This window comes from Acidovorax sp. FG48 (genome assembly GCF_057809085.1).
In genome coordinates this window covers 15,555-35,968 of the sequence record NZ_JBMDJH010000011.1, presented here as the reverse complement: position 1 = coordinate 35,968, position 20,414 = coordinate 15,555, and the positions used below count along the sequence as shown (strand labels likewise).

15 protein-coding genes are annotated in these 20,414 nt (G+C 67.8%); 7 read left to right on the top strand and 8 right to left on the bottom strand.

Going from position 1 to position 20,414, the window contains the following annotated elements:
* The first annotated feature begins 90 nt into the window (after positions 1 to 90).
* The 4 genes from ACODSU_RS16045 (at position 91) to ACODSU_RS16030 (ending at position 10,523) form a co-directional block, all read left to right on the top strand.
* A complete protein-coding gene (locus ACODSU_RS16045) occupies positions 91 to 1,875 on the top strand; it encodes an efflux RND transporter periplasmic adaptor subunit (RefSeq protein ID WP_488843134.1) in 1,785 nt (594 codons plus the stop codon).
* A 54-nt stretch (positions 1,876 to 1,929) separates the two neighbouring features.
* Complete coding sequence (locus tag ACODSU_RS16040) at positions 1,930 to 5,043, top strand: MdtB/MuxB family multidrug efflux RND transporter permease subunit (RefSeq protein ID WP_488843132.1); 3,114 nt, start codon at positions 1,930 to 1,932, stop codon at positions 5,041 to 5,043.
* Positions 5,044 to 5,889: 846 nt separating this feature from the next.
* Positions 5,890 to 9,063 carry an efflux RND transporter permease subunit gene (locus tag ACODSU_RS16035; RefSeq protein WP_488843130.1) on the top strand — a complete coding sequence of 1,058 codons (3,174 nt, stop codon included), beginning with the start codon at positions 5,890 to 5,892 and terminating at the stop codon, positions 9,061 to 9,063.
* Positions 9,060 to 10,523: an efflux transporter outer membrane subunit gene (locus tag ACODSU_RS16030; RefSeq protein ID WP_488843128.1), complete on the top strand. Its 1,464-nt coding sequence runs from the start codon at positions 9,060 to 9,062 to the stop codon at positions 10,521 to 10,523. The genes ACODSU_RS16035 and ACODSU_RS16030 overlap by 4 nt, the downstream gene beginning before the upstream one ends.
* A gap of 47 nt (positions 10,524 to 10,570) precedes the next feature.
* Here the strand turns inward: ACODSU_RS16030 and ACODSU_RS16025 are convergent, their stop codons facing one another.
* Genes ACODSU_RS16025 through ACODSU_RS15995 form a run of 7 tightly spaced genes read right to left on the bottom strand, consistent with a single transcriptional unit; the run spans position 10,571 to position 15,339 of the window.
* The gene (locus tag ACODSU_RS16025) at positions 10,571 to 11,446 is read right to left on the bottom strand and encodes a LytR/AlgR family response regulator transcription factor (RefSeq protein WP_488843126.1); all 876 of its coding nucleotides are present in this window, start codon (positions 11,444 to 11,446) and stop codon (positions 10,571 to 10,573) included.
* Positions 11,443 to 12,531 carry a sensor histidine kinase gene (locus ACODSU_RS16020; RefSeq protein ID WP_488843124.1) on the bottom strand — a complete coding sequence of 363 codons (1,089 nt, stop codon included), beginning with the start codon at positions 12,529 to 12,531 and terminating at the stop codon, positions 11,443 to 11,445. Before ACODSU_RS16020 ends, ACODSU_RS16025 begins: the two co-directional genes overlap by 4 nt.
* Complete coding sequence (locus ACODSU_RS16015; protein ID WP_488843122.1) at positions 12,528 to 12,818, bottom strand: 2TM domain-containing protein; 291 nt, start codon at positions 12,816 to 12,818, stop codon at positions 12,528 to 12,530. The genes ACODSU_RS16020 and ACODSU_RS16015 overlap by 4 nt, the downstream gene beginning before the upstream one ends.
* Positions 12,819 to 12,875: 57 nt before the next feature.
* On the bottom strand, positions 12,876 to 13,952 hold the full coding sequence (locus ACODSU_RS16010; RefSeq protein ID WP_488843120.1) for an alpha/beta hydrolase family protein: 1,077 nt from the start codon (positions 13,950 to 13,952) through the stop codon (positions 12,876 to 12,878).
* 37 nt (positions 13,953 to 13,989) lie between these two features.
* Entirely contained in the window at positions 13,990 to 14,283 is a 294-nt protein-coding gene (locus tag ACODSU_RS16005; protein WP_291446585.1) for a 2TM domain-containing protein, read from the bottom strand.
* 36 nt (positions 14,284 to 14,319) lie between these two features.
* A complete protein-coding gene (locus ACODSU_RS16000; RefSeq protein WP_291446584.1) occupies positions 14,320 to 14,889 on the bottom strand; it encodes a DUF6622 family protein in 570 nt (189 codons plus the stop codon).
* A 39-nt stretch (positions 14,890 to 14,928) separates the two neighbouring features.
* Complete coding sequence (locus ACODSU_RS15995) at positions 14,929 to 15,339, bottom strand: DUF2306 domain-containing protein (protein ID WP_015015202.1); 411 nt, start codon at positions 15,337 to 15,339, stop codon at positions 14,929 to 14,931.
* Positions 15,340 to 15,569: 230 nt separating this feature from the next.
* On the opposite strand from ACODSU_RS15995, the gene ACODSU_RS15990 reads away from it, so the two are divergent.
* The 3 genes from ACODSU_RS15990 (at position 15,570) to ACODSU_RS15980 (ending at position 18,793) form a co-directional block, all read left to right on the top strand.
* Positions 15,570 to 16,394 (top strand): undecaprenyl-diphosphate phosphatase, encoded by an 825-nt coding sequence (locus ACODSU_RS15990; protein WP_488843117.1) that lies wholly within the window; start codon positions 15,570 to 15,572, stop codon positions 16,392 to 16,394.
* A gap of 10 nt (positions 16,395 to 16,404) precedes the next feature.
* Complete coding sequence (locus tag ACODSU_RS15985; protein WP_488843115.1) at positions 16,405 to 17,298, top strand: MipA/OmpV family protein; 894 nt, start codon at positions 16,405 to 16,407, stop codon at positions 17,296 to 17,298.
* Between the two features lie 169 nt (positions 17,299 to 17,467).
* A complete protein-coding gene (locus ACODSU_RS15980; protein WP_488843113.1) occupies positions 17,468 to 18,793 on the top strand; it encodes a diguanylate cyclase domain-containing protein in 1,326 nt (441 codons plus the stop codon).
* A gap of 68 nt (positions 18,794 to 18,861) precedes the next feature.
* Here ACODSU_RS15980 and ACODSU_RS15975 read toward each other — a convergent pair whose 3' ends face one another.
* On the bottom strand, positions 18,862 to 20,349 hold the full coding sequence (locus ACODSU_RS15975; protein ID WP_488843112.1) for an FAD-binding oxidoreductase: 1,488 nt from the start codon (positions 20,347 to 20,349) through the stop codon (positions 18,862 to 18,864).
* Positions 20,350 to 20,414: the final 65 nt, after the last annotated feature.

Here is a 20,414-nt window from a genome sequence, read left to right as displayed (position 1 = left end):
AATCCCCGGTAAAGGGGGCCTGCCGGACGGCAGCCCCGGGGGATGCGCTGGCTACCATACCCCTTCGCTCATTCCTGGTTGCGCCCCACCATGCCCCTGAACCGTTCGTTTGCCCGTCCACAGAGGCCCGCACAATTGCAGTCCGGCAAGCTGCGTTGGACCTCCGCGTTGTTGATGGCCGCCATTGCGCTGGCGGCGGTGGGAGGTGGTGCCTGGTGGTGGAAGCAGCGCCAGGATGCAGCGGCTGGGGCCACCGCTGGTGGTGCCGCCACGGGCCCGAACGCGGCGCGCAGGCCGGGCGGTGGTCCCGGGCGCTTTGGCGGCGGCAACGTGCAGCCCGTGTCGGTGGGCACCGTGCAGCGGGGCGATGTACGGGTGGTGGTGAGTGCCATCGGCACCATGAGCGCCCGCGCCACTGCCGTGGTGCGCGCCAAGGTGAGCGGTGAGCTGACGTCGGTGCGCTTCAAGGAAGGCGACGAGGTGCGTGCAGGCCAGGTGCTGGCCGAGATCGATGCACGCAGCTACCAGGCTGCGCTGTCGCAGGCCCAGGGCACGCTGCAGCGCGACCAGGCGCTGCTCAAGAATGCGCAGCTCGACCTCAAGCGGTATCAGGACCTGCTGGCGCGCGACTCCATCGCCAGCCAGCAGGTGGACACCCAGGCCGCACTGGTGCGCCAGCTGGAGGGTACCGTGGCCTCCGACCAGGCGCAGGTCGATGCCGCGCGCCTGCAACTGAGCTACACCCAGGTCACCGCACCCTTTGCGGGTCGGCTGGGCCTGCGCCAGGCGGACAAGGGCAACGTGGTGGGGCCGAGCGATGCCAACGGCATCGTCACCATCAACCAGGTACGGCCCATCGATGCCGCGTTCTCCGTGCCCGAGGCGCACTTGCCCCAGATGCGCCGCCGCATGGCCGCTGGCGAGGAACTGCCCGTGGAGCTGTGGGACCGCGACAGCCGCCGCCAGCTGGCCAAGGGCCGCGTGGTGGCGCTGGACAACGCCATCGACAGCACAACCGGCACCATCAAGGTCAAGGCCGCTTTTGCCAATGAAGACGGCGCCCTATACCCCAACCAGTTCGTCAACGTACGCCTGCAGGTCAACCTGCTCCAAGGTGTGCTGACCGTACCGGCCACGGCCGTGCAGAACAACTATGTCTACCTGGTGCAGGAAGACAGCACCGTGACCCAGCGCCGCATCCGCGTGGGCGTGACCGACGGCGACCGCGTGAGCGTCGAAGGCGAGCTGCGCGAGGGCGAGCAGGTGGTCACGGACGGCATCGACCGCCTGCGCGAAGGTGCCAAGGTCGCCGTCATCGATGCCGGTGCTGTCACCCGTGCCGACCAGGCAGCGCAGGACCTGGCCGCGCAGCGCCGTGCCTTCATTGCCTCGCTGCCGCCCGATGTGCGCGAAAAGCTGCAGAAGATGAGCCCCGAAGAGCGCCGCGCCTTCCTGCGCGAGCGGCGGGCACAGATGGGTGCGGGCGGCACAGCGGCTCCTGCGTCGGCGGCCTCTGCTGCTGCCTCTTCCGCGTCGGGCGGGGGTACTCCCGCCGCTGCCCCGGCGTCCGCCCCGCAGGCCTCTTCAGCGCCCCCACAGAAGCGCAGCGAAGCACCAGCCCGTGCTGCTGCACCGCAAGCCTCCCCTGGCGCGGCGCCGCCTGCAGCGTCTGCGGCCCCCTTAGCACCTGCTGATCGCGCTGCAGAACCTCCACGGGGGATCCCTCCGCAGGTGAAGGCGCTGCTGGACCAGATGCCCGCTGACGAGCGTGCCCGTGTGATGGCAATGCCGCAGGAAGAGCGCCGTGCCTACATCCGCGAGCGGCTGCAGCAGCAGCCGCCGTCCCCAAGTGGCGCGGCCAGCCCGGCGCGCTGAGCGCAACGGTACCCCGGTTTCTCCCCTGCCTGTTTTGCCAGCGCACCCGTCGCCATGAACCTGTCGCGCCTTTTCATCCTGCGTCCCATCGCTACTGCGCTGCTGATGGTGGCGATCCTGATCGCAGGGCTGATGGCCTACCGGCTGCTGCCCACCTCGGCCCTGCCCGAGGTGGACTACCCCACCATCCAGGTCACCACGCTGTACCCGGGCGCGAGCCCGGACGTGATGACCTCCAACGTCACGGCCCCGCTGGAGCGGCAGTTCGGCCAGATGCCGGGGCTGTCGCAGATGTCGTCCACCAGCTCGGGCGGGGCCTCGGTGATCACGCTGCGTTTTGCGCTCGACATGGCGCTGGATGTAGCCGAGCAACAGGTGCAGGCGGCCATCAACGCAGGCAGCAACCTGCTGCCCAGCGACCTGCCCATGCCGCCGCTGTACAGCAAGGTCAACCCGGCCGATGCGCCCATCCTCACACTGGCCATCACCTCGCCCTCGCTGCCCGTGATCCGCGTGAACGACCTGGTGGAAAACCGCCTGGCACCCAAGCTGTCGCAGGTGCAGGGCGTGGGTCTGGTGGCGATTGCGGGCGGGCGCCGCCCGGCCGTGCGCATCCAGGCCAACCCCACGGCGCTGGCGCAGCTGGGCCTCACGCTGGAAGACGTGCGCACCTCCATCGCGGCGGCCAACGTCAAGCAGGCCAAGGGCGGCTTTGACGGCCCGGCCCGTGCATCCACCATCGATGCCAACGACCAGCTGCAGTCGGCGGCGGAATATCGTGACCTCATCATCGCCTTCAAGAACGGCGCCCCGGTGCGCCTGAAGGACGTGGCCGACACGGTGGACGATGCCGAGAACACGCGCCTCGCCGCCTGGGCGGGCACGGCAGACACCGGGGCCAAACCCGGCGTGATCCTCAACATCCGCCGCCAGCCCGGCGCCAACGTGATCGACACGGTAGACCGCATCAAGGCCCTGCTGCCGCAGCTGCAAAGCACCTTGCCCGCGTCGCTGGATGTGCAGGTGCTGACCGACCGCACGGTGACGGTGCGCGCCTCGGTGCGCGACATGCAGGTGGAGCTGGGCCTGGCCGTGCTGCTGGTGGTGGCGGTGATCTTCGTCTTCCTGCGCAGCCCCTCGGCCACGCTGATCCCGAGCGTGGCCGTGCCGCTGTCGCTCATCGGCACCTGCGGCGTGATGTACCTCGCGGGCTTCTCCATCAACAACCTCACGCTGATGGCGTTGACCATCTCCACAGGTTTTGTGGTGGACGATGCCATCGTGATGATCGAAAACATTGCCCGCTATGTGGAAGAGGGCGAGGCACCGCTCGCGGCCGCGCTCAAGGGCTCGCAGCAGATCGGCTTCACCATCATCTCGCTCACCATCTCGCTGATCGCGGTGCTGATCCCGTTGCTGTTCATGGGCGATGTGGTGGGGCGGCTGTTCCACGAGTTCGCCATCACGCTGGCCGTGTCCATCCTGATCTCGGCCGTGGTGTCGCTCACGCTCACCCCCATGCTGTGCGCGCGCCTGCTGCGCCACACGCCCGAGGAGAGCCACGGCCGCCTGTACCGCGCCACAGGCCATTTCTTTGACCGCACCATCGCGGGCTATGGCCGCATGCTGGGCTGGGTGCTGAACCACCGGGGCACCACCTGGCTGGTGTTTGCGGCCACGCTGGCGCTCACCGTGGTGCTGTACCTGTTCATCCCCAAGGGCTTCTTTCCGGTGCAGGACACCGGCACGCTGCAGGCCACCACCGAGGCCGACCAGTCGATCTCGTTTGCCGGTATGGCCGAGCGCCAGCAGGCCGTGGCTGAGCGGCTGCTGCAAGACCCGGCCGTGCGCAGTGTGTCGTCGTTCATTGGTGTTGATGGCGCCAACACCACGCTCAACACAGGCCGTATGTTGATCGACCTGCAACCCCATGCAGACCGCGACAAGGCCGATGTGGTGCAGCAGCGCCTGGCCGAGCGCGTGCAGAACCTGCCGGGCATCCGCCTGTTCATCCAGCCCGTGCAGGACCTGACCATTGAAGACCGGGTGGCGCGCACGCAATACCAGTGGCTGCTGTCATCGCCCGACATGCAGCAGCTGACTACCAGCACCACCGAGCTGCTGCGCCGCCTGCGCGCCTTGCCCGAGCTGACCGATGTGGCCAGCGACCTGCAGGACCAGGGCCGCCAGGCCTATGTGCAGATCGACCGCGCCCAGGCCAGCCGGCTGGGTGTGACGGTGGCGGGCATTGATGCGGCGCTGTACAACGCCTTCGGCCAGCGCCTGATCTCGACCATCTTCACCCAGTCCAACCAGTACCGCGTGGTGCTGGAGGTGGCGCCGCAGTTCAAGGTGGGGCCCGAGGCGCTGCAGAGCATCTATGTGCCCTCCAGCGTGGGGGCGCCGGTACCGCTGTCGTCGGTGGCGCGCATCGAGGAGCGCAACATGCCGCTGGTGGTGAACCACGTGGGCCAGTTGCCCGCCGCCACCATTTCGTTCAACACCGCGCAGGGGGTATCGCTGGGCAATGCGGTGGCTGCCATCGAGCGCGAGAAGGCGGCCGTGCAGGCCGAGGGGCAGTTGCCGCTGTCGGTGGAGACGAGTTTTCAGGGGGCGGCGCTGGCGTTCCAGGCGTCGCTGTCGAACACGCTGCTGCTCATCCTCGCGGCGGTGGTCACCATGTACATCGTGCTGGGCGTGCTGTATGAGAGCACGGTGCACCCGGTCACGATCTTGTCCACGCTGCCCTCGGCCGGGGTGGGCGCGCTGCTGGCGTTGATGGCGGCCCGGCTGGACCTGGACATCATTGCCATCATCGGCATCGTGCTGCTGATCGGCATCGTGAAGAAGAACGCGATCATGATGATCGACTTCGCGCTGGAGGCGCAGCGGGACGAGGGCTTGGGTGCGCGTGATGCGATTTATCAGGCGTGTTTGCTGCGGTTCCGGCCCATCTTGATGACGACGTTGGCGGCCTTGCTGGGGGCGTTGCCGATGATGCTGGGGACAGGGGTGGGCAGTGAGCTGCGGCATCCGCTGGGGGTGACGATGGTGGGCGGGCTGATCCTGAGTCAGTTGCTCACGCTGTTTACGACCCCGGTGATTTACCTCACGTTTGAGGGGTGGGCGCAGCGGTGGCGTGGGCGTTCCGAGGTCGTGAATGCCTGAAGCGTTGGCCCTTATGAATAGCGTGCTTGGTTTGATCGCGGGAGCCGGGTTGTCGCCCCGGCGGGCGAGGTACTTTTCTTTGCTCCGCCAAAGAAAAGTACCCAAAAGAAAGGCGACCCCCAGTCTGCGACCCCTGCGCTTCGCTCAGGGGCAAACCTGCGTCGGGGTGGTTGCGGGGTGCGCCGTGGAACTCACTGCGCTGCGTTGCAGCTTCGTTCAGACATCCACGGCGAGTCAGTGCACGAAGCATGGGCGCTGCGACGCCCATGCCACCCCCCAACCGCCCCGCCGCAGGCGCAGCCAGCAGGGGTGGGACATCCGAACAGCCGAACAGCCAACATCCATTCGGGCCATTGCTGCGCTCGGTATCGTCTCGCGGGCGCAAGCGCCACGCGCTGCGCAAGCTGGGCCGAGCGAAGCAAAGGCCCGTGGGGATGTTTGGTTCCCCACTCCCCTCTGGATGCGCCGAGGAGCGCAGCGGGCGGGGTGGCGCGTGTGCCGCAGGACACACGCGCTTCGTGAACTGACTCGCTGCGGCTGTTTGAGCGGAGCGCGCCAGCGCGCAGCGAGTTCCGCAGCGCACACCGCCCGCGAGCACCGCAGGTTGCCCCGTAGCGAAGCGCAGGGGACGCAGACAGCGGGGTCGCCTTTCTTTTGGGTACTTTTCTTTGGCGAAGCAAAGAAAAGTACCTCGCACGCCGGGCGACTCCCGGCCTCCGCCCTCAACCCAAGCATGCGGCCAAATCAGCGCACGCAGCTAAACGCTACAAAATCAATAGCTATCAGCGCATATTCCACTAGCGCATCCAGCCAAAAACACCCCAAAACCACCCGGAGAGCCCACCCATGAGCCTCTCCACCCCCTTCATCCACCGCCCCATCGGCACCATGCTCCTCACCCTGGGCCTGGCCCTGGCGGGTGCGGTGTCGTTCTTCCTGCTGCCCGTGGCCCCGCTGCCGCAGGTGGACTACCCCACCATCTCGGTCAGCGCCAGCCTGCCCGGGGCCAGCCCCGACACCATGGCCGCCACCGTCGCCACGCCCCTGGAACGGTCGCTGGGCGCCATTGCGGGCGTCACCGAGATCACCTCGCGCTCTATCCTGGGCAGCACCTCCATCACGCTGCAGTTCGACCTGGACCGCAACGTGGACAGCGCCGCGCGCGATGTGCAGGCCGCCATCAACGCCGCGCGCACGCTGCTGCCCACGGGCATGCCCAGCAACCCGACCTACCGCAAGGTCAACCCGGCCGACTCGCCCATCATGATCCTAGCGCTCACGTCGGACCTGCTCACACGCGGGCAGATGTACGACGCGGCCTCGACCGTGCTGGCGCAAAAGCTCTCGCAGGTCGAGGGCGTGGGCCAGGCCACGGTCAGCGGCGGCGCGCTGCCCGCCGTGCGCGTGGAGCTGGACCCGGTGCGGCTCGCATCCAACGGCATCTCGCTGGAACAGGTGCGCAGCGCCATCGTCAGCACCAACGCCAACCGCCCGCTGGGCGCGGTGGAGCGGGAAGACCACTACTGGCAGGTGGCCACCAACGACCAGGCCCGTGTGGCGGCCGACTACGCGCCCCTGGTGCTGCGCTGGAAGAACGGGCAGGCCGTGCGCCTGCAGGATGTTGCCGACGTGGTGGACTCGGTGCAGGACGTGCGCAACTTCGGCGTGGCCAATGGCAAGCCGGCGGTGCTGCTGCAGGTGTACAAGCAGCCCGGCGCCAACATCCTCGAAGCCGTGGAGCGCGTGCGCTCGCTGCTGCCCGCGCTGCAGGCGTCCATCCCGGCGGCCATCGACATCGAGGTGGTGTCCGACCGCACGCCCACGCTGCGGGCTTCCGTCAAGGAGGTGGAGCGCGCGCTGCTGATTGCCGTGGCGCTGGTGGTGCTGGTGGTGTTCCTGTTCTTGCGCAACGGGCGTGCCACGCTCATCCCCAGCGTGGCGGTGCCGGTGTCGCTGGCAGGCACGTTTGGCGTGATGTACCTGGCGGGCTACACGCTCGACAACCTCTCGCTCATGGCGCTCACGGTTGCAACGGGCTTTGTGGTAGACGACGCCATCGTGGTGCTGGAGAACATCATGCGCCACATGGAGCGGGGCAAGACCGCGCTGCGGGCGTCGCTCGACGGTGCGCGCGAGATCGGCTTCACGGTGGTGTCGATGAGCATCTCGCTCATTGCAGTGTTTGTGCCCATCCTGTTCATGGGCGGCATCGTGGGGCGGTTTTTCCGCGAGTTCGCCATCGTCATGTCCTCGGCCATCCTGGTGTCGATGGTGGTGTCGCTCACCACCACGCCCATGATGTGCGCCGCGCTGCTCAAGCCCCACAGCCCGGCAACGGCGCGGCGCAGGGGCTGGGCTGCGGCCTTCAGCCATCGGATCGGTCGCTGGGTGGATCGTATGCAGGTGCGGGGCATGCGCCTGTACCGCCGCAGCCTGGCCTGGTGCCTGCGCCACCAGCCCGTGGCCCTGCTGGCGCTGGTGTGTGTGGTGGGGCTCAACGTGTACCTCTACACCGCCATCGACAAGGGCTTCATGCCCGAGCAGGACACCGGGCGCATCTCGGGCTTCATCCGGGCCGACCAGGCCACGTCCTACCAGGCCATGGAGCAGCGGCTGCAGCGTTTCCTGTCCATCGTGCAGGCCGACCCGGCCGTGGAGCATGTGACCGGCTTCACGGGGGGCTGGCAGCGCAATGCGGCGCAGATGTTCATGACCCTCAAGCGTGGGCCCGGGCAGGAGAGTTCGGAGGCCGTGATAACGCGGCTGCGCGAGCAACTCAAGAACGAGCCGGGCGCGCGCCTGTTCATGGTGCCGCAGCGCGACATTCGCATTGGCGGGCGGCAGAGCGGTGCCTCGTTCGACTACACCCTGCAGGCCGATGACATTGGCGACCTGCGCACCTGGGAGCCACGCATCCGCCAGGTGCTGAGCCAGCTGCCCGAGCTGGAGGACGTGAACAGCGACGTGCAGGACTTTGGCCTGCAGACCTCGCTGGTCATCGACCGGGATGCGGTCACGCGCCTGGGCCTGACCATGGCACAGATCGACGCCACGCTGAACAACGCCTTCGGCCAGCGCCAGGTGGGCGTGATCTACAACCCGCTCAACCAGTACCGCGTGGTCATGGAGGCCGCGCCGCGCTACCTGCAGAACCCCGAGACGCTGCGCGGCTTCTTTTTCGTCAACAGCCAGGGGCAGCAGATTCCGCTCACTGCGTTTGCGCGCATCACCACCACCAACACACCGCTGTCGGTCAACCACGACCGGGGCACACCCGCCAGCAGCATCAGCTTCAGCCTGGCGCCGGGGGTGTCGCTGTCGCAGGCCACCGAGGCGGTGAACAATGCGGTGGCCGAGCTGGGCGTGCCGGTGTCGGTGCGTGGCTCGTTCAGCGGCACGGCAGGGGCGTTCCAGGACGCGCTGGCGGGTCAGCCATTGCTGATCCTGGCAGCCATCATCACCATCTACCTGGTGCTGGGCATGTTGTACGAGAGCCTGGTGCACCCCATCACCATCCTGTCCACGCTGCCCTCCGCGGGTGTGGGCGCGTTGCTGGCGCTCATGCTGTTCAAGACCGAGTTCTCGCTCATCGCACTCATTGGCGTGATCCTGCTGATCGGCATCGTGAAGAAGAACGCGATCATGATGATTGACTTTGCCCTCACGCGGCAACGCCAGCAGGGGCAGCCGGGCCGGGCGCCCGTCACAGCCGCGCAGGCCATCTACCGCGCCTGCAACCTGCGGTTGCGCCCCATTTTGATGACCACCGTGGCCGCCATCTTTGGGGCCCTGCCGCTGGCCCTGGGGCGGGGCGATGGTGCAGAGCTGCGCCAGCCGCTGGGCATTGCGATTGTGGGCGGCCTGCTGGTAAGCCAGTGGCTCACGCTCTACACCACGCCGGTGGTGTATGTGGCGCTCGACCGGCTGCGTGCGCGCGTGCTGCGCGCGGTGGGGCGGCGCCGCAAGCCAGCGGGCGCCGCGCCTGGGGCCCCGGTGGTATTGCAAGGAAACGACGGATGACCTCTTTCACTTTTTCACGTCGGGTCGCCTGGCCTGCGCTCGTGGCCAGCGGCCTGTGGCTGGCGGGCTGCGCGCAGACGCCGCCGTACGAGCGGCCCACCATTGACATTCCTGCCGCTTACAAAGAGCAGGCCGCCGCCCAGGCCCAGGGCATCTGGAAGCCCGCGCAGCCACAGGCCTCCACCGCCTTGCCCGAGACTTGGTGGACCGTGTACGGCGACGCTGTGCTGGACCGCTTGCAGCAGCAGGCCGAGGCCAACAGCCCCACCCTGGCGCAGAGCGCTGCCCGCCTGCGTGCGGCCCAGGCGGCCGTGACCAGCAGTGGCGCGGCCGCCTTGCCCACCGTGGGGGCCAATGCCAGCAGCAGCCGCGCGCGCAGCGGCACGCAACTGAGCAATCAGGGGGATGGCAGCAGCACCGCCCGCATCAGCACCAGCCATTCGCTGGGCCTGTCTGCCAGCTGGGAGCTGGACCTGTGGGGCCGCATCTCTGCCGGGGTGAGTGCGGCGCAGGCCAGCGCCCAGGCCAGCGCCGACGACCTGGCCGCTGCGCGCCTGTCGCTGCAGGCTGCCGTGGCGCAGACATATTTTTCGCTGCGCGCGGCCGAGGCCCAGGCTGCGCTGCTGGGCGAGACGCTCAAGGCCTACGACCGCAGCTGGGAGCTGACGCGCAACCGCCAGGCGGCCGGTGTGGCGTCCAGCGCCGATGTGGCGCAGGCCGAGGCGCAGTACAAGTCCACCCAGGTGCAGCTGCTGGAGGCGCAGACCACGCGCAGCCAGCTGGAGCATGCGCTGGCCGCGCTGCTGGGGCAGGCGCCTGCCGCCTTTGCGCTGGAGCCTACCGCCGCGCTGCCCGCACCGGCCGATGTGCCCCAGGCCCTGCCGTCCGACCTGCTGCAGCGCCGACCGGACATTGCTGCTGCAGAACGCCGCGTGGCGGCGGCCAATGCGCAGATTGGCGTAGCGCGCGCGGCGTATTTCCCCACGCTCACGCTGTCGGCAGCGGGCGGATACCGGGGGGCGCCGCTGGCGGATCTGTTCAGTGCACCCAACCTGTTCTGGTCTCTGGGGCCGGCGCTCGCGGCGTCGATTTTTGATGGCGGTGCGCGCAGTGCGGCGGTGGAGACCGCCCGTGCCAACCACGCGCAGGTCACGGCCGCCTACCGCCAGACGGTGCTGACCGCGCTGCAGGAGGTGGAGGACAACCTCACGGCCGCTGCTGCGCTGGCGCAGGAGGAACAACTGCAGCGCGAGGCCACCGCCGCCGCCCAGCGTGCGCTGGACGTGGTGGAGAACCAGTACCGTGCGGGCACCGTGGGCTACCTGAACGTGCTGGCGGCCCAGACCACCGTGCTGTCATCGCAGCGCAGCCTGATCGACGTGAAAAGCCGCCGCCTGACGGCCGTGAACGCGCTGCTGAAGAATGTGGCCGGGCGCTGGGAGGCGCTGCCGCCCGCTTGACGCCCGCGTCAAGTCCACGTCAGGCCCGCTTGAACTGCGGGGCGCAGCTACATGGCCTTGAACAGGTGCGCGTAGAGGCGGCTCACCGGCAGCCGCTCGGGCCGCCCGCGCAGGCTCAGGTGCTGCTTGCCCGCCTCGTCGCGCGTGACGGTGGCAATGGCCGTAGCGCGTACCAGCGTGCTGCGGTGCACCTGCCAGAACTCCTGTGGATCAAGCTGCTCGATCAGCTCCTTGAGCGCGGTGCGGATCAGGTATTCACGCTCGGCGGTGAGCACGCGCACGTACTTGTCGGCCGCCTCGAAATACACCACCTCTGCCACCGGCACCATGTGGATCTGCGTGCCGTGGCTGGCCTGGATCACGCTCAGCCGCGTGGCCGCAGCAGCAGGCGCGGCGGCGGGCGCAGTGCCCACGCCGGGTGCGCCCAGCAGCGCGCGCAACTGGGCCATGGTGGCTTCAAGTTCGGGCGTGGGCAACGCCGCCGATGGTGCTGCGGGCGGTGCGCCGGTGGTCGCAACGGCTGAAGCGCGCTGCGCCAGCAGGCCCTGTACCTTGGCCACGGTGCGTGCCAGCCGGTCGGCCTGGATGGGCTTGAGCAGGTAGTCCACCGCCTGGGCTTCAAACGCCTGCACGGCGTACTGGTCGTAGGCCGTAGCAAACACCAATGCTGGAAAGGGCTGGTCATCCGGCCATGCGTCGGCCAGCTCGGCAGCCGCCTCGATGCCGCTCTGGCCGGGCATGCGGATGTCGAAGAACAGCACGTCTGGCCGCAAGGCCAGCGCATGCCGCACGGCCGAGCGGCCGTCGCCCACCACGGCCACCACCTGCAGCTCCGGCCACGCGCGGGCCAGGTCCTGCTGCAGGGCGGCGGCCAGCAATGGTTCGTCTTCGGCAATCAGGGCGCGCGGGACGGGCTCTGTCATGGTGTGGCGGCAGATTTCAAGGGAAAAGTGACGGTAGCGCTAGTACCGTTTGGCTGAACAGCTATCAATTCAAGAGCGCCTGCGGAACCGTGCAGCGTGGCCAGGCGTTCGCGCACCTGGGCCAGGCCAAAGCTCTGGCCGGGGCCCGGGGCGGGCAGTGTGGCGGGCAGGCCTGCGCCGGTGTCTTGCACCTCGATGACCAGCAACGGGCCGTGGGGGCTCTCCTGGGTGGTGGCGCGCACGGTGATGTGGCCGCCTTCCACCTGGGGCTCCAGCCCGTGGCGGATGGCGTTCTCCACCAGCGGCTGCAGCAGCAGGGGCGGCACCGGCACATCGCGCAGGGCCTCGGGCAGGTCCAGGGTGTAGGCCAGGCGCGGTCCCATGCGCACGGCCATCAGCTCCAGGTAGTCGCGCAGGCGCTCAAACTCTAGCGCCAGCGGGTGCTGGGTGCTGCGCGATGCGCTGAGCGTGGCGCGTAGGTAGGCAATCATGCGGTCCAGCATGTGCTGCGCCCGGGCCGGGTCGGTGCCGATGAGCACGCGCAGGTTGGCCAGAGTGTTGAACAGCATGTGGGGTTCCAGCTGTGTCTCCAGCAGCTTCAGGCGCGACTCGCTGGCGTGCATGCGCGCTTCGGCCATCTTGCCTTCCAGGTACGCCGACTTGTTGACCGCGTAGAAGTAGAACGTGCCCACCAGCCCCGCAATGGCCGTGATGAGGATGGACGTGCGCTGGTCAGCGCCCGAGATCAAGGAGCCCGCCGGGTAGAAGTGAAAGTAGTGCACGCACAGCGTGTCCGCCAGCAAGGTGCCGGCCAGGTAGCCCACGACGATGCCTACCAGAACCAGCGCAATGCCCTGCCAGCCGTGCGGCCAGCCGGTTTCGGCGGCGGACGGTATCAGCTCCCGCCCCAGGTCGATGATCGCCCATGTGAAGGTGCCGATCAGCACCGAATACACCACCGGCGGCCCGTAGGGCTTGTCGGGCATGAACGTGCACTGGATGGTGGCCACCACCAGGGTGAAGGCCACCACCTGCAGGTAGTGCCGCAGCTTGCTGACCCCGTTGAACTCGCGGTGCAGCTTCATGGCCGGTCTTGGCGGCGCTGCAGGGCCTCGCGCTCGCGCTGCACCATGCGCTCGCGCAGGCCGCTGCCAGTGCCCAGCAAAAACACCGACACCCCATGCAGCACCAGCCCCAGCCCCCAGCCCAGCAGCGGGTACACCGACCACGGGCGTGTGCCAAACGCATAGCGCGACATGGCAAAGATGAGGGCGTTGACCAGCACGAAGGCCATCGCATGCAGGTACCAGCCCAGCTTGGCGTTGGCGCGGCGGCGGGCGAGTTGGTCGAGGTCTTCGGGTGTCATGGGCATGGAGCTTTGCATTCTAGGCGGCTCAATGGGCGCAGCAACGCGTCCGCACGGGTGCTGTCATGGGCGTGGCGTGAGTGAGACCGGCTTGAGCGGCTGCAGGTGCTTGGCAAAGAATGCCACGGTGCTTGCATCCACCCGCGGCAGCACGCTGCGGTCAAAGCCGGGCGGGTCGCCCAGCAGCTCACGGGTCAGGTCGTTCATGCGGTCCAGGGGCGGCATGGGCGACAGCATGATGCCGTGGCTGCCGTCCTGCAGGTCGGCAAGGTGGGTGCAGCGGTCCTGGCACGCGGCCAGCACGGCGCTGCTGTGAAAGCGTGGAATCTGGTTGACGTCCTTGCCCGCGGTGATGAGCCCCAGCGCGATGCGGGGGGTGGCCAGGCTGTCCATGTCGAAGTCGGCCGCAAACGGCACCACGGCCACCGTGGCCGCCACGCGCGGGTCGGTGTGTGCATACAGCGTCTCGTCGCCAAAGCGGTGGCGGATGATGGTGATGGCCACGGCCTTTTTGATGCCGTCTAGCCAGTTGCCGTGCAGGCGGGTGGTGAAGCCGACGCAGGACGAAAAATCCTCCGCCAGATGGGCCTCGCAGTGCTGCTTGAAGCGGGCGGGAGACCATTGCCCCCCGGCAAACACCAGGGCGGTGTGGCCCCCGGCCGAACCACCGAACACGCCCACCTTGTCCAGCGCCAGCAGCGGCGCCAGGCGCGCATCCTGTGCGACGGCATCCACTGCGCGGGAGACCTCGGCGGGGCGGCGCTTCCAGCTCTCCGGGCCGGGGGTGGAGTGGTCTTTGTAGTTGTCGCCCGCATGCTCGGGCAGGGCCACCACAAACCCGGCCTGCACCAGCGCACGGGCCAGATCGGTGTGCACCCAGGGGCTGCCGCCAGAGCCGTGCGACACCACCACCAGACGGCCGTTACCCGCCACGGGTGTGCCCTGCCAGGCCAGCTGCAGCGCAAAGGGGCCGCGCTGCACGGGCTGGTCGGCCTCTTGTGCCGGATAGAACACCGTGACGGGCCCGTCCCCCTGTTGCCCTGGCAACTCTGCGAGACCCACGCCTGCATGGGCGGGGCTGGCTGTGATGACGGCTGCGGCCAGCAAGGCCAGGCACCAGGCCATCCAGGTTTTTGTCATGGCCGTGTTTTTGTCGGGAGGAGTCATCATCAGCCGATCAGCGGGGGTTTTGCGCAGCAGCCAGTCGGTCGCGTTCCGCCTGCACCATGCGCTCGTGCAGGTCGCTGCCACCCGCAAGAACGAACACCACCACGCCATGGATGGCCAGGCCGATGCCCCAGCCCAGGGCCGGGAACACCGCCCAGTGCCGCCCGCTGCCCACCGACAGTGCGACCAGCAGCAGGTTGACGAGCAGGTACACGCTGGCATGGATGTACCAGCCCATTTTGGCCCCAGCGCGGCGGCGGGCCAGGCGTTCGATGGGGTCGGTCGTGAGTGTGTGGTTGCGCATGGGATGCTCCTGTGCAGAGGGATGGTTATGGGGGGCTCAGGCGGTGGCCGGCGATGTGGCCAGGGGGGCGCTGCGTTGCACCAGCTTCCACAGCCGCAGTGCGCGGGCCGCAAACAGGCCGTTAAACACGCCATACAGCGCAGCAATCTGCAGCGCAAAGCCGCTGTCACGGGCCAGCGCGGGTTGCAGGGCCAGTTCCACCCCCACGAGGTATTTGGTGAGGAAGATGCCCAGGATCAGGGCCAGCGGCATGGCGCTGCCTGGAATGTAGAAGCAACGTGACTTGCTTTCGTACAGCGTGCCCTGGGGCGCCGCAGGTTGCAGCCACAGCGCCACGCCGGCAATCAGCACGGCTGCAGCCAGCCAGGCGACCACCGGCAGCAGGGCCTGGCCTGCGGCGCCAAAGGCCGAGACGATGCCGTACACCGACAGACCGGTCATAGCCACCGGCATGACCATGGCCCGCACCAGGCTCACGTTGCGGGCCAGCAGCTGGCTGCCGCCCAGCCAGAGCAGACCGGCCAGCAGGGCCCAGACCCAGTAGGGCGTGTTTTCGATGATGCGACCCAGCATCTGGGGTTGTTGGACAAGAAGGTTGAGCAGCATGGTGGTCGTCCTGTAAACAATGAAGGGAGGGGAGGGGGGTCAGATCAGTCCGAGTGCGGACCAGACCGTGTGGCCCAGAAAACGCCCTGGCAGCAACGTGAACACCCCGGCGACCACGCAGGCGCCGATGTAGGTGCGCTGCATCATCTTGCGGTGGCCCACGACGTTGCGGCGGGCCAGATAGACAAAGGCCATGACCAGCATCCCCAGCGTCACCGGGATCAGCAGGTGAATGAGCCCAAAGCTGCCCAGGCGGGGCCCGCCGCCGCCGGAAATGAAGAGGGCCGATACGGCTGTGGCGACCATCAGGGTCACCCAGGCGTAGCCGGCCGCGCGGTGAATACGGGGGCGCTGCGTGGCGCCTTGGCGGGCCCAGAGGGCAATGGGGCCGATGGCAACGGCCGCCAGGGCGGCGGCCATGTGGATGGCGATGACGGGTGTGATTTGCATGGCGGGGGCTCCTGGCGGGTTCGATGGGGTGGACTGTGCCGGGAGCCCCCAGAGGCAGCCAGTGCCTTGCGACGAAATGCAGCCTTCGGGCCGTGAAATGCACGGGCGTGGCGTGAGTTGCGGGCCGTTTTTGCGCTGAAAGCGGCCCGCACAGGTGACAGAAGGGCCCCGCCGCCCGTTGCGCCAGCCCGCCCGGCGGATAATCCCGCACCTATTTGCAAGGAGTGCGCGTGGACGTTGTATTACTGGTCAAGGCCGCCATCATGGGGATCGTCGAGGGGTTGACGGAGTTTTTGCCCATCTCTTCCACTGGGCACCTGATCCTGGCCGGGTCACTGCTGGGGTTTGACGATGCCAAGGCCAAGGTGTTTGACATTGCCATCCAGACGGGCGCCATTTTTGCGGTGATCCTGGTGTACTGGGCCAAGATCCGCTCCACGCTGGTGGCCCTGCCCACCGAGCGCCAGGCGCAGCGGTTTGCGCTCAACGTGTTCATCGCCTTCGTCCCCGCCGTGGTGCTGGGGCTGCTGTTTGGCAAGGCCATCAAGGCGCACCTGTTCACGCCCGTGGTGGTGGCCAGCACTTTCATCATCGGCGGCTTCATCATCCTTTGGGCCGAGCGGCGACCGCCCTCGGCCACCCGCATCCACAGCGTGGACGCCATGACGCCGCTGGATGCCATCAAGGTCGGCCTGGTGCAGTGCCTAGCCATGATTCCGGGCACCAGCCGCAGCGGGGCCACCATCATCGGGGGCATGCTGCTGGGCCTGTCGCGCCAGGCGGCCACCGATTTTTCGTTCTTTCTGGCCATTCCCACCCTGATCGGGGCCGGGGTGTACAGCCTGTACAAGGAGCGCGCGCTGCTGTCGGCGGCCGATATTCCACTGTTCGCCACCGGGCTGGTGTTCTCCTTCCTCAGCGCCTGGCTGTGTGTGCGCTGGTTATTGCGCTACATCAGTACCCACAGCTTTGTGCCGTTTGCCTACTACCGCATCGTGTTCGGCATTATCGTTTTGGCCACGGCATGGACGGGCTGGGTGCAGTGGGCCGACTGATAATCGGGCCATGCGTTTCACTACCGGTCGGGTCTCCGCTTCCTTGATTTCCTTGCGGGCGATAGCGCTCGCGGGCTTGTGTGTCAGCCCCTGGGTGGGCGCCCAGGGCTTGCCGGAGACTCCCGGCACGGACACCGCTGTGTCCGACAAGGCAGAGAGCCAGCAGGCCGTTGCGCCCAAATTCAACTACGCGATTGGCGCCATCGTGGGCAGCAGCCCCGACTATGCCGGTGGCGACGGCCGCAAGAACAGCCTGCGTCCCGCCTGGGCCATCGAGTACGGCCGGTTTCGCCTGAGCACCTCGCGCGGCAGCGCCTTCATGGGCCATGGCCTGGGGCCCCGCGAGTCCGGCGCCAGCGCCACGCTGGCGCAGAGCGACCGCTTCAGCCTGAGCGCAGCCTTGCGGATCGACAAGGGCCGCGATGGGTCGGATGCGCCCATTCTGGTGGGTCTACCGTCAGTGCGGTCCACCCTGCGGGCGCGGATCAGCGCAGGCTATGCCATCACCGACCGCTGGGCCGTGGGCGCCGGGGTCTCGCAAGATATCCTGGGCCGCGACGGTGGCGCGCAGTGGTCCACCAGCATTGGCTACACCTGGCCCGTGACGGAGCAGACCAAGGTCAGCTTCGGGGCGGGCGCGAGCTTTGGGGACCGCACCTACGTGCGGGGGCATTTTGGGGTGCCGGCCGGTGGCAGCAGCCCCTTGCCTGCGTTCGAGCCACGCGGCGGGCTGTACAGCGTGGATGCCGGGGTGGAGGTGATGACGGCTCTCAACCGGCACTGGGTGGTGCTGGGCGCGGCCCGAGTGTCCCAGCTGCAGGGCGACGCGCGCCGCAGCCCGTTGACCGTGCAGCCGGTGGGCTATTCGGTCTCCGTGGGGCTGGCTTACCGGTGCTGCCGCTAGGCGCATCCGCTGTGGCAAGGGTTCAACGGGAGCGGTTGTGCCTGGCGAAAGTGCTAAGCTGCCGCTCACAGACAGTTACGCCCAGGCGGCCGCACCCCGTGCCATCACCCTGTCGTGGTGTGTGAAGCTGCCCCTTCGCTGATCCTCTCCCCCACTGGGGTATTGCCGCATGACGCCAGAAGCGCCCGAGTTGTCCACGCACCCGGAGACCGCCCGCCAAAAGGTGTGGTCCAAGGCGGACCTGCTTGATGTGATCACCCGCAGCGCAGGCGCCACCATGGCTGTGATCGACCGCAGCCTGTCGATGATCTATGTGAACGACGAATACGCGCGCTGGTTCGGCACGGTGCCGGAGGAGCTGGTCGGCAAGACACTGGTGGAGGTCTATGGCGAGCAGGACTGCGCCCGGTTCATGCCGTTTGTGAACCGCGTACTCAGCGGCGAGCGGGTGCAGTACCAGCGCATGCTGCGAACGCCTTATGGCTTTGACGAGTGGCGCACCATCTGCCTGACGCCCTGGCACAACCCGCAAGGCGCGATCGACGGTTTCATCACCACGGCGCTGGACGTGCACGAGCTTCAGGTCACCATGAATGCGCTGCGCGCTGCCAACCAGCGCCTGTCGTCCCACATGGAGAACAGCCCCCTGGCCGTGGTGGAGATGGATCACCAGCTGCAGCTGCTGCATTGCTCGCAGCGTGCGGTCCAACTGCTGGGCTGGCTGCATGTGGCGGGGTTAGAGGGGCGGCTGCTGACGGACCTGCTGGCCCCCGCATCGATGGACGACAGCCTGCAGCAGGCGCTGCAGCGGCTGCAGTCCGGCCAGGAGTCGCAAAACCGGGCCGAGACCTGTTTTGTGCGCAGTGATGGCACCGAGGTGCACTGCGAGTGGTTCAATTCCGCCCTGACCGACGCGGACGGCCAGGTGACGTCGATCATGGCGCTGGTGCAGGATGTGTCCGCCAAGATCCAGATCGCGCGGCAGCAGCACTACCTGGCCAACCACGACTCGCTGACCGGGTTGCTCAACCGGGCCGCTTTCCAGGGGCGGCTGGAGCAGTCGCTGCTGCATGCGCGGCACACCGACGGGTCGGTGGCGCTGTTGTTCATTGACCTCGACGGGTTCAAGCACGTGAACGACGCCGAAGGCCACCGCGCGGGCGATGAGGTGCTGCGCATCGTGGCCCAGCGCATTGCCAGCACGGTGCGTGCGGGCGACACCATGGCGCGGCTCGGGGGCGACGAGTTTCTGGTGATGCTGGACCGCGAGGTGACGCGTGAGGTCACCGATACCATCGGCCACCGCATCATCGACGCCCTGCAGCAGGGCATGACGGTGGACGGACGCGAGCTGCGCATTGGCGCCAGCATTGGTGTGGCGGTGTACCCCCCGCTGGAGGGAGACATCGACGCGCTGATGAACCGCGCCGACCAGGCCATGTACGCAGCCAAGCGGGCAGGCAAGGGCCGCCTGCATTACGCGCAGACGGCCTGATCTACCGGGCTTCTTACCGTGCCCCACGGGGCAGGTGTATCACCTCACCGCATCACCGCATTGGCGCGTTACGGCAGCCGAATGCTTTGCTGGAAGTGGAAGAAGTTGCCAGGGTCGTAGACCGCCTTGACCCGCTGAAGCTGCGGGTAGGCGGGGCCCCAGTAGGCCGAGGCAAAGTCGGTCAGCCGCGCATCCGGGTAGTTCTGGTACACGTGGCCGTTCAGGAAGGGCCGCACCAGCTGCATGAAGCCGTCGAGCCAGGCTTCCATCTGGGCGCGCTCCGCCGGATTGCGCCAGAACACATCCACCACCAGGTCAGCGTCCACATTGCGATGCACAAAAGCGCTGTCGCCCACCGGGTAGCGGTTGATGGCGCCCCCGTAGGGCTCCAGATACGCCAGTGACCAGGGGTTGGGCGAAGTCTTGAAGTAGTCGATGATGCGCTGCCAGTCGGTGGGCGAGAGCCGGGTATTGATGTATCCGCTGGCCTTGGTTTCGGCGATCCCGTCCGGCAGGTTGTCGGGCAGGGTGTAGGGGTGGTCTTCCAGCCACACGTTCATGTCGGGGTAGGTGCCGGTCTTGTCCACCAGCAGCTGCGCGCTGGGGATGGCCATCAGCGGTGCAATGGCTGCCAGCCCTTCCTCGCGGCTGCCGCAGAACATGCCTTGCACCATGTACACGGGCACACCGTTCTGGAAGCCGAGGTTCATCATGTAGCCCAAGGCGTCGGGCGCACCGGTCTTCATGTAGCCAGCCTGCAGCAGCGTGAGTACCTGGGCCGCGTGCACGGCGTCCCAGCTGATGGCCCAGGCCCACACCTGGTCCAGCCGCTGCATGCGGTAGGTCACCTGCAGCACCACGCCAAAGTTGCCGCCTGTGCCGCCGCGCAGGGCCCAGTAGAGGTCGGGGTGCTCCTGCGCGCTGGCGGTGACGATGGTGCCGTTGGCCAGCGCCACACGGAAGGAGTCCACCAGATCGCTCTGGATGCCGAACGCGCGCGAGGTGTAGCCGTACCCGCCGCCTTGCACAAAGCCCCCCACGCACACACTGCCACAGGCGCCCGTGGGCACGTGCCAGCCCGTGTGGTTCATGGCGCCGTTGAAGTGGTCGAAGTCGGTGCCGGGCAGCACGTGCACGCGTTCGCGCGCAGGGTCCAGCACCACGCCTTGCAAGTCGCTCAGGTCCACCACCATGCCGCTGTTGACCGAGTAGCCGGCCGTGCTGTGGCCGCCGCAGCGCACAGCCACCCACACGCCGTAGGTGCGGGCCACGGCCAGGCACTCCAGCACATCGTTTTCGCAGGCGCAAAAGACGATGATCTCCGGGTACGACTGGAAGGCCGGGTTCGACTCCTGCCGCGCAGCGTTGTAGTCGGGGCTGGAGGGCAGCACGATGCGCCCGACGATCCGCGCCTCCAGTGCGGCCACCGCCTCCCAGGTGAGTACGGGTGCGCTGGCCTGCGCGGCGTTCAACGCCGGCTGTTTTGCCGCCAAAGATAAAAAGTGCGCGACGCGTGCGTCTTTGGCGAGTCGGGCCGAACTTTTGCGATGGGCCATGGCGAGCGATCCTTCAGGAAGTTGCGAAGCCCCGGGTGTACCGGAGCCGGATCGCTTTGACCAGA